Here is a 13783-nt window from a genome sequence, read left to right as displayed (position 1 = left end):
TATTTTTAAACAACCAACAACAAAAGAATCCCTACCCAACAATCAACAATCAACAATCAACAACCAACAACCAACAACCAACAACCAACAACCACCAACCAACAATCAACAACCACCAACCAACAATCAACAACCACCAACCAACAACCAACAACAATTATCAAATGAATGCTGCTAATTTAGATTACTACGATCGCATCAACCCCACCTTACTCAAACTGCTACCCGGTGATGCCCAAGTCATCGTGGAAGTGGGTTGTGGCGCTGGGGCATTAGGTCAGGAATATAAGCGGGTTAATCCTCATGGTCAATATATTGGCATAGAAATTAATCTCCAAGCGGCGGAAATTGCCGCCACCAGAATTGACCGAGTAATTGTCAGCAATGCCGAAAATCTGGAAACAGATATTAACATTCCCCAGGGGACTGTTGATTGTTTGGTTTATGGGGATGTTCTGGAACATACGATCGACCCTTGGATGACCCTGAAACACCATTGTCAATGGTTAAAAGATGATGGTCAAATCCTCGCTTGTATTCCTAATATTCAACATTGGCGATCGCTGGCCCGTCTTTTAGCGGGACAATGGGAATACCAAGACGAAGGCATCTTAGACCGCACTCACCTGCATTTTTTTACCTTAGATAGTATTAAACAACTATTTATGCAAGCGGGATTACAAATCGATGAAATTCAAACCATTGGACGCAAAGCGGAAGAATATCATCGATTTCAAAAACTTATGTCGCCCGTGGTTCAAGCATTAGGGATTAATTCAGGAATATTTGCCACAGAAACCGGGGCTTTTCAATATATAATTCGCGCTACAAAATCCTCCCAACCGCCCCGGCGATTACTGATTCAAACTAATATGATGGGTTCGTGGCCAGTTTATAGAATTAGAGTAATTGAACCCGATGCTTTAACCCGGACAATTCCCGGAGTTAGAACGGTGGCAACGGTGAAAACTGCTGATTTAAATATTGCCCTACCTCAAGAAGAAAAAGTGTTTATTTGGCAGCGGTCAATGCTGAGTTATCCCGGCGACATTCCTAAAATTAAAGCCTTACTAGAACGAGATTATTTAATTGTCGCCGAAACCGATGACGATCCCTTATGGCGTCCCGAATATGCCCAGGGTCAGTTTTTTAATTTCCGGGGTTGTCACTGTGTCCAAACTTCTACGGAAACATTGGGAGAATATTTGCGCCAATTTAATCCTAATGTAGCAGTTTTTCCTAATCAGTTGCCCTATTTGCCCGAACCACGGATTTACCCTGAAGATAATTCGGTAACGATATTTTTTGGGGCATTTCGTCGAGAAGAGGATTGGCAACTGATTATGCCAGCAATTAATCGCCTGGTGCAAAAATATCAAGATCGGCTTCGTTTCCAGGTAATTTATGATGAGCAATTTTTTGATGCATTGCCGACCACGCAAAAACAATTTGAACCCATTTGTCCTTATGAGCGATATCAAGAAATTTTAAGAACTTGTGATATTGCCTTGTTACCTTTAAATCCAACTCGCTTTAATCAGATGAAATCGGATCTGAAGTTTATTGAATGTGCTGGACATGGGGTGACAGTGTTGGCAAGTCCGACGGTGTATGAAAAAACAATCGTTGAAGGGAAAACCGGGTTAATTTATCGATCGCCTGAAGATTTTGCCCTGAAGTTAGAAGAGTTAATTGTTAATATTCAATTGCGGCGAACTTTGGCGGCAAATGCTTATGAGTGGGTGTCTCATAATCGCTTACTTTCCCAACATTATCGTCAACGGCGCGATTGGTATGTCCAAATGCGCGATCGCCTGCCGGAATTAAATCAACAATTGCGCGATCGCTTTCCAGAGTTGTTTGTTTAGAAAAAGCGGAGGGGCGGAGGGGCCTGCCGTCGGCAGGGGAGAAAAGGATCCTTTGTTGTTGGCGGTTTCGTTGAAAAATGACAAAGGACAAATGACCATCGGGTTGAATCGTTATAAAATCTAACATATGAGAATTAAATCACTCTAAAAATATGGATCGAACACAAAAAGTCAATCTGGATTTGCTGAAACTGATTCCAGCAGATGCGAATATTATTCTGGAATTTGGCTGTGGTACGGGGGAAACTGGGGCAGAGTATAAACGGATTAATCCGAATTGCTTGTATGTTGGCATTGACCAAAATGCTGACCAAGCCAAAATCGCCGAGCAAAAATTTGATATGGTGATCGCCACTGATTTAGATAGTCTGGATTTATCTACCACGGAAATCACCGATGGCACCGTTGACTGTATTATTTTCAATGATATTTTTCCGCAAGTGATTAATCCTTGGGATATCCTCCAGCAATCGGTCAATTGGCTGAAACCCGATGGTCAAGTTTTGGCGAATATTCCTAATACCCAACATTGGCATCGGATTGTTAAACTCCTGCGAGGAAAATGGGAACCGGAAGAGAATCAAACGATCGCCGGGAAATCGCCTTTACCGTTGCGCTTTTTCACCTTAGAAAGTATTAAGCAACTATTCACTCAAGCGGGATTATATCTCTACGAAATTCAGACTAAAGGCCAAAGCACAGCCGAATTTGAGAAGTTTCAACAAATTATGGCACCTGCTTTACAAGGGTTGGGCATTTCAGCGGCTACGTTTGCCACCCAAACTAAAGCTACTCAATATATAGTCCGAGCCAGCAAATCTCCAGAAGCACCCAGAAGATTGCTGATTCAAACTATTTTAATGGCTCCTACTGCGTGCGATCGCGTCCGAGTCTTAGAACCCGATCGCCTCAGCGCCACAATTCCCGGAGTTCGCACCATCTCCAGCGTCAAATCAGCGGATTTAAATGTCCCATTAGCTGGGGAAGAAAAAGTATTTATTTGGCAGCGCACCATTATGAGTTATCCCGACTACCTGCCAAAACTCAGACATCTCTTGCAAAAGGGTTACTTAATCGTGGCGGAAATTGATGATGACCCCCTACGACGACCGGAATATGCCCAAAATCGGTTTCTCAGTTACCGAGGTTGCCACTGTGTCCAAACTTCCACCGAACTCCTCGCGGACTATTTGCGGCAACATAATCCTCATGTGGCGGTCTTCCAAAATCAGCTTGCCTATTTGCCCGCACCCCGCACCTACTCCAAAGACACTGTAACGATCTTTTTTGGGGCATTAAACCGAGAAGCAGATTGGCAACCTATAATGCCAGCCTTAAATCGGGTATTAGCCCAGCATTCGCCACAAGTAAAAGTCAAAGTGCTCCATGACCAACAATTTTTTGAGGCTTTGGCAATTCCTAATAAAGAATTTGAGCCATTTTGTGCTTATGAGCGATATCAAGAAATTCTTCATACTTGTGATATTGCTTTGTTGCCCCTCAATTTTAACCGGGTTAACAGCATGAAATCTGACCTCAAGTTTATTGAATGTGCCGGTCATGGGGTGGCAGTATTGGCTAGTCCGACGGTCTATGAAAACAGTATTATTGAAGGAAAAACCGGATTTATTTTTCGATCGCCTGAAGAGTTTGAACTGAAGCTAGAAAAACTGATTAAAAACCCTGAAATGCGACAATATTTAGCCAGCAATGCTTATGAATGGGTGGCTAAAAATCGCCTGCTTTCTCAGCATTACCGCCAACGGTTCGACTGGTATTGTGAAATGCGCGATCGCCTACCGGAATTAAACCAAGAATTGCGCGTCAGGGTTCCAGAGTTGTTTATTGATTAAAAACTATGAAAATTCTCTTTACCATTGCTCATTACTTTAACTCGGAAGGCGGCGGAAAACATGGTTCTCTCTCTAAAGATCCTCGACCTCGGATTACCGCTTTAACCAATTGCTTAACCAATTTACGGGGAGTATTTAGTCAATCTCAATGCCTGATTGATATTGCTCAATGTGTGGCTTTGCCGGTGAATGAACCGCAAGCATCAGATGTTGATATTGTCGTTTGTACCACCCAAAATCGTCATGTTTTAGACCAACTGCCAATCCCGAAAAATTTCTATCATCATTATCCCACTAATGCGGAACCGATGATGTTAGCATTTGAATGTCAAGCCCTGTTGCGCGATCGCCTCGGTTACTATGACTATTATTGTTATTTAGAAGATGATTTAGTCTTGCGTGACCCTTGGTTTTTCATTAAATTAAATTGGTTTACCAAACAAGCAGGCGATCGCAATCTGCTCCAACCGAATCGCTATGAAATCGGCGCCTTAAACCCCATCACTAAAGCTTATGTAGATGGAGACATCATTTCCCAAGCCACGGAGCAATTTCAAAATGTGCAAGAAAAACCAGAACTCAAGGGATTTATTATGGAACAGCCGGTGCTATTTCGTCGCGCCCTCAACCCCCATTCTGGCTGTTATTTTTTAAATGCCAAACAAATGGCTTATTGGGCACAACAACCATATTTTTTAGATCGAGATTGTCGATTTATTGGCCCATTAGAAAGTGCAGCAACCTTGGGAATTATGAAAACTTTTAGGATTTATAAACCGGCTGACCCATTGGGTTTCCTGGAAATTCAGCATTTCGGTAATGCGTTTTTATCTTTAATTGGTAATCAAGTCCGCTTGCCCTCTTAAATGCAGATTTCGCGGTAAGGGTCTAACTTTTGACCCTTACATTTTACCCTAACAGCCAATAACCAATTAAATGACTATTTAAACTAGATTAAATCTGAAAATTTGCCGCGAATAAACTTTGTAATCGCTGCAACTGTGCGCCTACTTGATATAGTAAATCCCCTTTACCTAATAAATAAGCCGCCGCCGTTTGTTTCCCTCCTAATATAATCATAGAATCCGCTTCACTGGCAGTCCGCAGGGCAACTCGTCCGGGTAAATTTGAGCGAATAATCGGGGTGACAACTTTCGCTTCTGGCCGTTGAGTGGCAATAATTAAATGGATGCCCGCCGCCCTAGCCATTGCCCCTAATCTTTTAATACTTAATTCTAATTCACTACGGGTTTCTTTTTCAGCCATAAAGTCAGCATACTCGTCAAAAATGCAAACAATTCTCGGTAACTGCTGATTAGTTTTTTTCTGATTATAACTTTGAATATCGGCACAACCAGCCAACTCAAAACGCTGATAACGCGATTCCATTTCCGCCACTAATTCAGTCATTAACTCTATGGCAGCTTCGCTATCTTTGACTACAGGAGAATATAACCATCGCATCTGGGCAAATTCGGGAAATGTCACCCGTTTGGGGTCAACTAAGGCAATTTTTAACTGGTCAGGAGAATGGCGATAAAGTAAAGATAATAACAGCGATCGCAGAAACTCACTTTTGCCGCTGCCTGTGGTTCCCCCCACCAAAAAATGACAAGTATTGGGGTCAGATAAATCCGCTTCAATTAGCTGACCATCTAAATCAATACCAATGGCAATTTTCACCTCCGCATCAATAGGATTTTGCTGCTGTTGAATATAACTTTCAAACTGGGCTACTTGGCGATCGCTGCGGGGCAAGTCCACACTCACATAACCGGCTTGTGGGGATATCATCGGGGGAAAATTAATCCCCAATTGCACTTGTAAATCCGCCGATAATTTGACTAAACCAGCCACTTTTACCCCCAGATGCGGTTTCAGTTTTACTCTAATAAATGCTGGTCCTACCGCAGCCCCTAAATAATCGACGCCTATTTTAAAAGATGCCAAAGTTTTGATTAATTGTTGGGCAATATTTTCCTCTATCCCCCCCTTTTTAAGGGGAGTTTGGGGGGGATTGCTCACTTTTTGAATAGAAAATTGGGCGGGATTTTCTGCAAAAAAACTCTGACATTTATTCCGCTGAGAACAAATCTCACAAAGTTGCGACTGAGGAGTCGGAGGTGGAGGATTCGGTTGTGGCGGTTCCCAGATTAACCATTGCCGCATTTGGGCTAATTTATGGGGAATAAGCTGGTGAAATTTTGCTTCTAATTCTTCCCAAGAAAACAGCAATTCTTTAAATTCTGGCAGAACGCAATAAACCGCAGAGTCTATCGGCTGTTTTTTCTCTTGGAATAACATATAACTGTATAAAGCAACTTGGGCTAATTGCGCCGTTAAATCTGCCGGTTGATATGTTTTATATTCCACCACACAAAGGCGATCGCCCTTCAAAATTAAACTATCTAATTGTCCCTTAACCAGTTGTTTTGTTCCATCCGGTAATTGAAATAAATGCTGAATAGTCAATTCTTGACTCACAAAAGTTTGATTAATCACCTGTTCAGCAGAATAATCACGTCGATTTGCCACTAAAATTTCCGCATAGCGACGAATTAGTCCTTGTAATCCTTGCCAAATTTGATTTAATGTGGCGATTTTTTTCGGTTCTTGGGCGATCGCATTTTGCAGATAGGGCAAAAAGACCAACTCATAAAAAAGCTGTTGCATCTGAAGCGCCACAGTTTTGGGGTTAATCTGGTCAATGGGCAAATTTAAACTATCTTGAAACCGAGGGTTTTCCTGAATTAAAAGAGTAAATTTTTTCGCTAAATCGTGAAAAGGGTTGCCAATGCCTCCCATTTCATTGGGGGGTAAAAATAGGGTCATTCCTCCAAACCGCTGACCCAAGTAAAATAACCGAGGACATTCAAAGGCAACTCGTAAATCTGTGGCAGTCAAAGCCGTTGATGCTGCTGATTTTTCTTGAGGCATAAAGTTCTCCTGATAATTCGGATGTTCTGGTTTTAATTTATGCAGTAAATACTGATGAACTTGCGACAGATAAACCACATCCATTTTAGCATAATTTAGTTGTGCTTGACTCAGGGGACGCTGACCCCAGTCGCTAGTTTGTGATTCGGGGTGAATATCCGCAAAATGGCACAGTTCGGCGGCTAAAGTTTTGAGTTTTAAATTGGTCACTCCTAGGCGATTGCGGCCAATTTTTTTCGCCATTTTTAAAGTACAAGTCACATTCTTGGCTTGCGATTTGCCCAAAAATTTTAAATCATAGCTGGCATTATGAAACACCTTTTCAATTCTCTGATTGACCATAATTTGCTGAATAAAATATGTCACCAAATCTGGTCGATCCAATACATCTAGTATATAGCCATTTTTCCCAGTCAAGTCCGCGCGATCACTCAATACTTGAATCAAAGATAGTCGGGGTTTCTGTGTCTGCCAATCAGCCACTTCTGTATCAGCCCAGATAATTTTTGAGTGGGTTAATTCCCTAATCAACTGTTGAATATCTTGGGCATTTTGCCAATAAACCATTAGTCGAAAAAAATGAATAATTGATTATTTACGTTTAAATATTTAGCCAAAACCGGGTTTTAAATTAAGCTAAATTAAGTTCAAATAACCCGGTTTTTTAATCTCTATACGGCAGATTTAGGCACCCAAAAAATAAATTGATCAGCCCGGTTTGTCCCCGGATCGGAAACCTGAATTTTTTGCTCGTCTACCAATTCACAAATCAATTGATTAATGGTTTCTGGAGTCAGCCGCATATCAAAAGTCAGCATATTATTTTCTAAAATAGACCGCCCCAAAAGTTGCTGAGTTTCTACTAAACTCAACATATATTTCTTGGCTTTGAGTAATTGTTCGTCTTTGGGGTTCACCAAGTCTGGTTGCTTGCTTTGAGTTTGGGCAAAAATTCCTAAATCTTGTAATAATTGACAATCATGCAATATTTTAGCTTCGCGCACAATACTTTGCAGTTCAGGAATATTCGGAGTGCGATCGCCTACCACTAATTCTCCAGCCGCAGCCGCATTAACTAAACTGTGATATGTGGCCAAATAATGCACTGATTCTAGGGAGGGAATAATATGCACATGATGCATCCCGGTAAAAATTTGCTTGTAAAGGGTGTAGCCTTTATTTTGGGCATTTCCCAACCCGGTTTCTCGAATCAGATATAGCTTTTGGCAAAGATTATGGTTAATTGTTTTATGGCAAGCATTCATAAAGTGGAAAAAATTCATCAAATTGCTATCTTCTGTCCAAACTAATCCCACTTTTCCAGAAACTTGGGGCAACTGACAACTCAGGGAAGAATTGTGGTATTTTTCACTGGGTAACAGTCGCGGTTGAATTTTCGCCACCTCGAAAGCTTCCAGGGCTTCTCTTAACATTTGAATCAATTCTGAATTAGAAAAATGGCGAATTTTCAGGATTTTTTCCTGAGTTTTTTTGAATTCATGCTGCCAAAGCAAATTAAAGGCGGCGATCGCGTCTAGCGGTGTTTTTGTTTGCGGTGGTTCTGGTTGGGGATTTGGCTTTACATCAACGGCCAAATTTAACTTATAATTCTGATAGAGTTGGCGGGCAAGCTGTAGGGCATAGCGAGGAAATGTTTTCCCCGCAGGAAATTTTGCTTCCAATACTTGTCGAGTTAAAGGATAAATCGGTGAAGGGGGTTTGGGGCTGGCTTGTTGATGAAAAAAATCTAGCCGTTTTGCCCACAAGCTTTCTGCTTGATCCCAGGTAATTGATTTGAGAGAAACTCCTTTATAAATTCGATCTTGATCCGCTTCCAGAATATTTTTTTTATGTTGTTCCCAGGTATTTTTAATCAGACTAATAATAATGAAAAAGTTTTTCAGCCTTTCATTATGGATGGTGGTATTGACGGTAAATAATGCTTGGAGTTCTTCATGGCCGGCAGTCTCTGCCACTTTGTCGATCTGGTCAAAACAGAGGACAATGGGCTGAGTATTTGCCGAAATTTTGCCAAAATTGCTTAAAATATTTTTGGCATCAGTTTCATTGTCAATTGACCGTTTGACTCGAATCGCTTTTAAACTTTCTTCATCTAAATCATCACCGCGCAACCAATCACAAACGGTATAATATAAGTCAGGATTGGTTAAATCATACAGGGCGCCAAAAAATTCATTAGGGTTATAAATTCCTGACGGATAGGTTCCCCTCAAGTTATGAATAAATAAACCCCTTTCTCCCAAGATTTTCTTTTTCAGCCCGCGATCGCGAAATGCGGATAAACTCTTTAACCATAACAATAACTGGGACTCGGTTTCTCCAGCAGGCTTTTGCATTAAACTATCCACGGTATAACGGAGAATATGTCGCCAAATTTGCCCCTGTTCTACCCACGGACCAATATAGGCAAAAAAAGCCGATTGGTTAAGTTGCTGTTTGAGTCGAGATAACAGATAACTTTTCCCCGAACCGCGATCGCCAAGTAGTAAAATACTGCGAGTTTGATGATCTTTAGCGACTTGGTTCAGTAATTCGGTAATTTCTGCGATCGCCTCTTGGTGAATTGAATCTACCGTCAATCCAGACTGTTGTGATTCTTGCCAAAAATCACTCGTATAAAAAGTCACTGGATCGAACGGATTCACATCTTGTTTAATAATGTCATCAATAGTTGCCATAAGTTAATTCCACCTAAAACATCGATAAATTTTGCCCAAACACGCATTCTTAATTGAGGATGATAAAAAATAGATAGCCCCCGAATTCTAGACGAATTCCGGCGGCAATTTGCTCTGGAGTGTAATTCATCCCTTCTTGTAAAGAACTTAGTTCTATTTTATTTTCCCGTTGCAACCGATAAAGGGCGCGATCGAACTCATCCTTAGACATAGAAGCTTTCAATTTTTCCCACAAGTGAAAAATTGGCAAATAATTCTCCGTTCCCAGTCCCCGATCTAAATCGCTGATAATTTGCAAAATCTCGCGATCGCTTGGTTTACCCACAGATTTTTCTGCCGTAATATCTGCCGCAGCGACTGTCGATGAGATTGCCTGGTTCGGTGTGGCAATATATGCAGAATTTACCTGAACTTTTCGCATCAACCGCAAATAATCCGTCAGCATTTTTAAAGTAATATTCGCCGAACTGCTATTAGACTGATATTCTTCAATTAAAAATTGCTGACCCCGTTCGGTTAACCAAACTTCTTTAATTTCTTTTTCCGTCTTAATAAAGCCACGATTAGCTAAACCCTCAATTACCGTTTCCCGTTCCTGACTAGGAATATTGATTTTTCCCGGAGTAATTGGCCCTTGACTACTTGCTTGCAGCACTTTAATTTCTTCGGGAGTCACCGGCAAATTGGTGGAGTCAATTTTGAGCAAAGATTTGCCTGGAGGGGCAATGGTCAAATTTTTAATTTGTTCCCGACAAGCAACCAACTCGCGATCGCGTAGTTCTCGACAAATGCTATTTCGTTCCGGCGATCGCATTTTCGGGGTTGGTTGAATTTCACTCAGAGGAGCACGGTAATTAGGGAAACTCAATAACTTTAACAGAAACTTCAGTTCTTTAGCATCCATTGTATGTCACCTCATATGTATTGATTAGCCCGTTATACTAGGATCGCTCAAATTGGGGCAATTGGCACATTTTTTTTCAAAATTAAACATTTTTTAATCAAAAGTAATCAAACCCTTCCTGTCATCCTCATCCTCACCCCTGATTTTTTCCTTCGAGGGATAAGTCCTGACAATGAAAAATAATGACCATGCTTTTTCTTGAGGAATTGCCGCATCAAAATACTCTGGACTGTAATGGAGAACCTCCTCCAAGGATTTTAGTTGAATTTCCTGATTGGCTTGCAGACGATATAAAGCTTGGTCTAATTCTTCCCTAACCAATAAACTTTGTAACTTTTCCCGCAGATGAAAAATTGGCAAATAATTTTCTGTACCCAACTCCCGATCTAACTGTGAAATCAGTTGTAAAATATCCTCATCACTGGGTAGAATCGGTGACATTTCTGTGGGCATATCTGTGGGCATATCTGTAGGCATATCTTTTAACGCCCCTAAGTGAATATCTAATTGGCGAATTGTCTGTAAAATATCCAGTTCATTTATCGGAAAATTATCCGAGTAATTCATCAGCTTTGACGGCTGGATTAGCTTCGCTTTCACCGCCCCTCGGATATGATTTGGGATATGATTGATGAGTCTTGGGGCTGGCTGTTGATAAAATTGATGAACCAATCGCAAATAATCCGCTAACATATTAAAAGGAATATTCCCCGACTGCTCCCTGGGATCGTAATCTTGAATTAAAAACTTTTGTCCGGTTTCCGTCAACCAGACTTCATCAATTTCTGGCTCAAGCACCAACAAATCACGACGGGCTAAATCTGCAATAATTTTCAGACGAGAATCCGCAGGCAATCCGGTTTTACCCGGAGAAATTTTTTCCGTTAAACAGGCTTGTAATACCTTCAATTCTTCTAAGGTTAATTCTCCCTGTAGTTGAGCCGATTTAAGCCAAGTCTTACCCTGCTGAGAAATCCTGAGTGTTTTAATCTGTTCCGAACAAGCCACTAAATCGCGATCGCACAATTCACGACAAATTTTATTTCGTGCCGCTGCCTGCATTTTTGGCGTAGGTTTCACGTGACTTATCGGCGCCCGATAATTGGGAAAACTCAATAAATTTAACAAAAATTTCACTGCATTAGAATCCATTGGTTTTCTCTAACATCAATTAAACAGCATCAAATCCGAATCCTAGCACCAATCCAAAAGCTAATAACTTTTAGCTAAAAGTTATTAGCTTTTCATCCCATCCGCAATCTATTGCCCATCCCCACGCTAATCCGTTGCCCATCAGTTATCCCATCAGTTAACCCATCCTTTGCCAATCCCTTGCCAATCTCTTATCCCATCAGTTAACCCATCCGTTGCCAATCCGTTGCCCCTCTTACTTCAACAAGCAAAGTAACTGGGAATGCACTGGCGCCGTTTCATCCAGAATTATCATTTTTTCCTCCTGACAAAGTTCAGTAATTAACTGATTAACCACCACATCATCAACATCAGGAAACTGATCCAAAGTATTTTGCATCAACACATAACGACCCATCATTTGCTGAGTTTGCATTAAAGCCAACAAATAATCTTTCACCTTTTGCAACTCCTGACTAAGATCCTGACCAGAAGTAATTTTTCTTTGGGGAACCCCAGTCACCCCAACAATCCGAGTATAACCGGCAAAAATTCCCAACGCATCCAACAAAGGACAATCTTGTAAAAGATTAGACTCTCTAATTAACTCTTGTAACTCTTTTAAATTAGGAGTGCGATCGCCTAACACCAACTCACCAGCACAAGCCGCATTCACCAAATTATGATAACTTGCTAAATAATGCACCGAAATCATATCCGGTAATAAATGACGATGGGGATATCCGGTAAAAATTTTACTATATAATTGATTGCCTTGATTTTTCCTGGTGCCTAAATTTTCAGACCGAATCAAAAATAGAGTTTTACACCGGTTTATCAGCAAAGCTTTTTCACAAGCTTTCATCATATGAAAAAACCCAACTAAATTCGGATCTTCTGTCCAAACTAACCCAATTCGGCCAATTTGTACCGGCAAATGGTAGCTTAAAGAATAACTAGCATACTTGGGACTAGGCAATAGTTTCGCTTCAATGCCAATTACCTGTAAAGCTTCCAAAGCTTCTCGCAGCATTTTGATCAATTCCGGGGCGGAAAACTGACGAATTCGGCTAATTTTGTGCTCGGTTTTCTTAAATTCTTTCAGCCAGAGTAATTTAAACGCCGCTAAGGGATCCGGTCTGCTAATATGAACCGCATATTTTTGATATTTTTCTTGTTGGGATTGATGAAAATCATCAAGTCCGACTTGTTTTGCTTCTTGAAAAAGCTGCCGTCCCAACATCAACACATAGCGGGGCTTGGTTTTTCCCCCAGGAAACTTAAAATTTAGGGCATCGCGAGACAGGGGATAAATGCGCGATCGCGGGTGAATTTCTGCTTGTTGATGTAGGGGATAAAGTCGGGTTGCCCATAATGCTTCTGCTTGGTCTAAACTAATCGGTTGCAGGCGAATTTCTCGATCAATTCGGGCAAGGTCTGCCCCTTGTACCCGCTTTTGATGCTGCTTCCAAGTATTCGTGACAATACTAATAATTACGATAAAGTTTTTCAGCTTTTCATTATGTAGGATAGAATTCACGCTAAACAAAGCTTGTAAATTAATAAATCCATCTAAAGCCCGGTCAATATTATCTAAATTATCAAAACATAAAACAATCGGCTGAGTCACCGCCGCAATTTTGCCCAAATTACCTAAAATATTCCGGGCAGCGGTTTCCGTATCAATAGCATTTTTTACCCGCAATAGTTTGAGACTTTCTTCATCTAAGCGATCGCCCTTCAACCATTCACAGGCGATCGGGTACAAGTCAGGATTACTCAAATCATAGAGTACCCCAAAAAACTCATTGGGGTTATAAATCCCTGAAGGAAAAATTCCTTTTAGATTATGGATAAACAACTGCCGTTCACCCAAAAAGCGTTTCATAAACCCTTCCGAGTGAACAGCCGATAAACTCTTAATCCAAAGCAGTAATTGAGATGATTTTTCTCCGGTTGGCACATACATCAAACTATCTACCGTATTGCGTAAAATATGCCGCCAAATAAAATCACTTTCCGGCCACGGGCCAATGTAAGCAAAAAACGCCTGACAATTCAAACTTTCTTTAATTCGCCCTAACAAATAACTTTTGCCTGCCCCAGAATCACCGGCTAATAACAAAGTTCTGGTACGACGATCCTGGTTGACTTGTTGCAATAATTCTTCAATTTCATGCACCACATCTTGATGAATTGAATCCACAGTTAAATCCGTTTCTTGCTGTTCCTGCCAGAAATTTCCTGGGCGAAACGTTGTCGAGTCAAACGGGTTTAAGGTTTCCTGAATAATTTGCTGGATGGATGTCACAGAATATTACCTCATTTGATTAAATTTTGTTCTTGTTTATTGGTTATTAGTTATTTGTTATTCGGGCGATTTAGGCAAAA

General features: G+C 40.9%; 8 protein-coding genes. 3 read left to right on the top strand and 5 right to left on the bottom strand.

What is annotated here, in order from left to right; genetic code table 11:
• Positions 1 to 164: 164 nt before the first annotated feature.
• From ABWT76_RS19260 to ABWT76_RS19250, 3 genes are all read left to right on the top strand, one after another.
• Positions 165 to 1868, top strand: coding sequence for a methyltransferase domain-containing protein (locus ABWT76_RS19260; RefSeq protein WP_354634809.1), 1704 nt, complete (start codon positions 165 to 167; stop codon positions 1866 to 1868).
• Positions 1869 to 2020: 152 nt separating this feature from the next.
• A complete protein-coding gene (locus tag ABWT76_RS19255) occupies positions 2021 to 3721 on the top strand; it encodes a methyltransferase domain-containing protein (RefSeq protein ID WP_354634808.1) in 1701 nt (566 codons plus the stop codon).
• A gap of 5 nt (positions 3722 to 3726) precedes the next feature.
• Positions 3727 to 4587: a hypothetical protein gene (locus ABWT76_RS19250; protein ID WP_054467141.1), complete on the top strand. Its 861-nt coding sequence runs from the start codon at positions 3727 to 3729 to the stop codon at positions 4585 to 4587.
• A gap of 88 nt (positions 4588 to 4675) precedes the next feature.
• On the opposite strand, the gene ABWT76_RS19245 is transcribed toward ABWT76_RS19250, so the two are convergent.
• The 5 genes from ABWT76_RS19245 to ABWT76_RS19225 form a co-directional block, all read right to left on the bottom strand.
• A complete protein-coding gene (locus ABWT76_RS19245; RefSeq protein ID WP_054467140.1) occupies positions 4676 to 7225 on the bottom strand; it encodes a DNA translocase FtsK in 2550 nt (849 codons plus the stop codon).
• Positions 7226 to 7329: 104 nt separating this feature from the next.
• A complete protein-coding gene (locus ABWT76_RS19240; RefSeq protein WP_354634807.1) occupies positions 7330 to 9357 on the bottom strand; it encodes an ATP-binding protein in 2028 nt (675 codons plus the stop codon).
• A 49-nt stretch (positions 9358 to 9406) separates the two neighbouring features.
• Positions 9407 to 10261: a hypothetical protein gene (locus tag ABWT76_RS19235; protein WP_354634806.1), complete on the bottom strand. Its 855-nt coding sequence runs from the start codon at positions 10259 to 10261 to the stop codon at positions 9407 to 9409.
• Positions 10262 to 10354: 93 nt separating this feature from the next.
• A complete protein-coding gene (locus ABWT76_RS19230; RefSeq protein WP_354634805.1) occupies positions 10355 to 11413 on the bottom strand; it encodes a hypothetical protein in 1059 nt (352 codons plus the stop codon).
• 235 nt (positions 11414 to 11648) lie between these two features.
• Positions 11649 to 13703 carry an ATP-binding protein gene (locus tag ABWT76_RS19225; protein WP_354634804.1) on the bottom strand — a complete coding sequence of 685 codons (2055 nt, stop codon included), beginning with the start codon at positions 13701 to 13703 and terminating at the stop codon, positions 11649 to 11651.
• Positions 13704 to 13783 lie beyond the last annotated feature (80 nt).

The sequence above is a fragment of the Planktothricoides raciborskii GIHE-MW2 genome, assembly GCF_040564635.1.
GTDB classification, from domain to species: domain Bacteria; phylum Cyanobacteriota; class Cyanobacteriia; order Cyanobacteriales; family Laspinemataceae; genus Planktothricoides; species Planktothricoides raciborskii.
The sequence above is the reverse complement of the archived record's forward strand: the minus strand, read 5'-3'. Positions and strand labels throughout refer to the sequence as shown.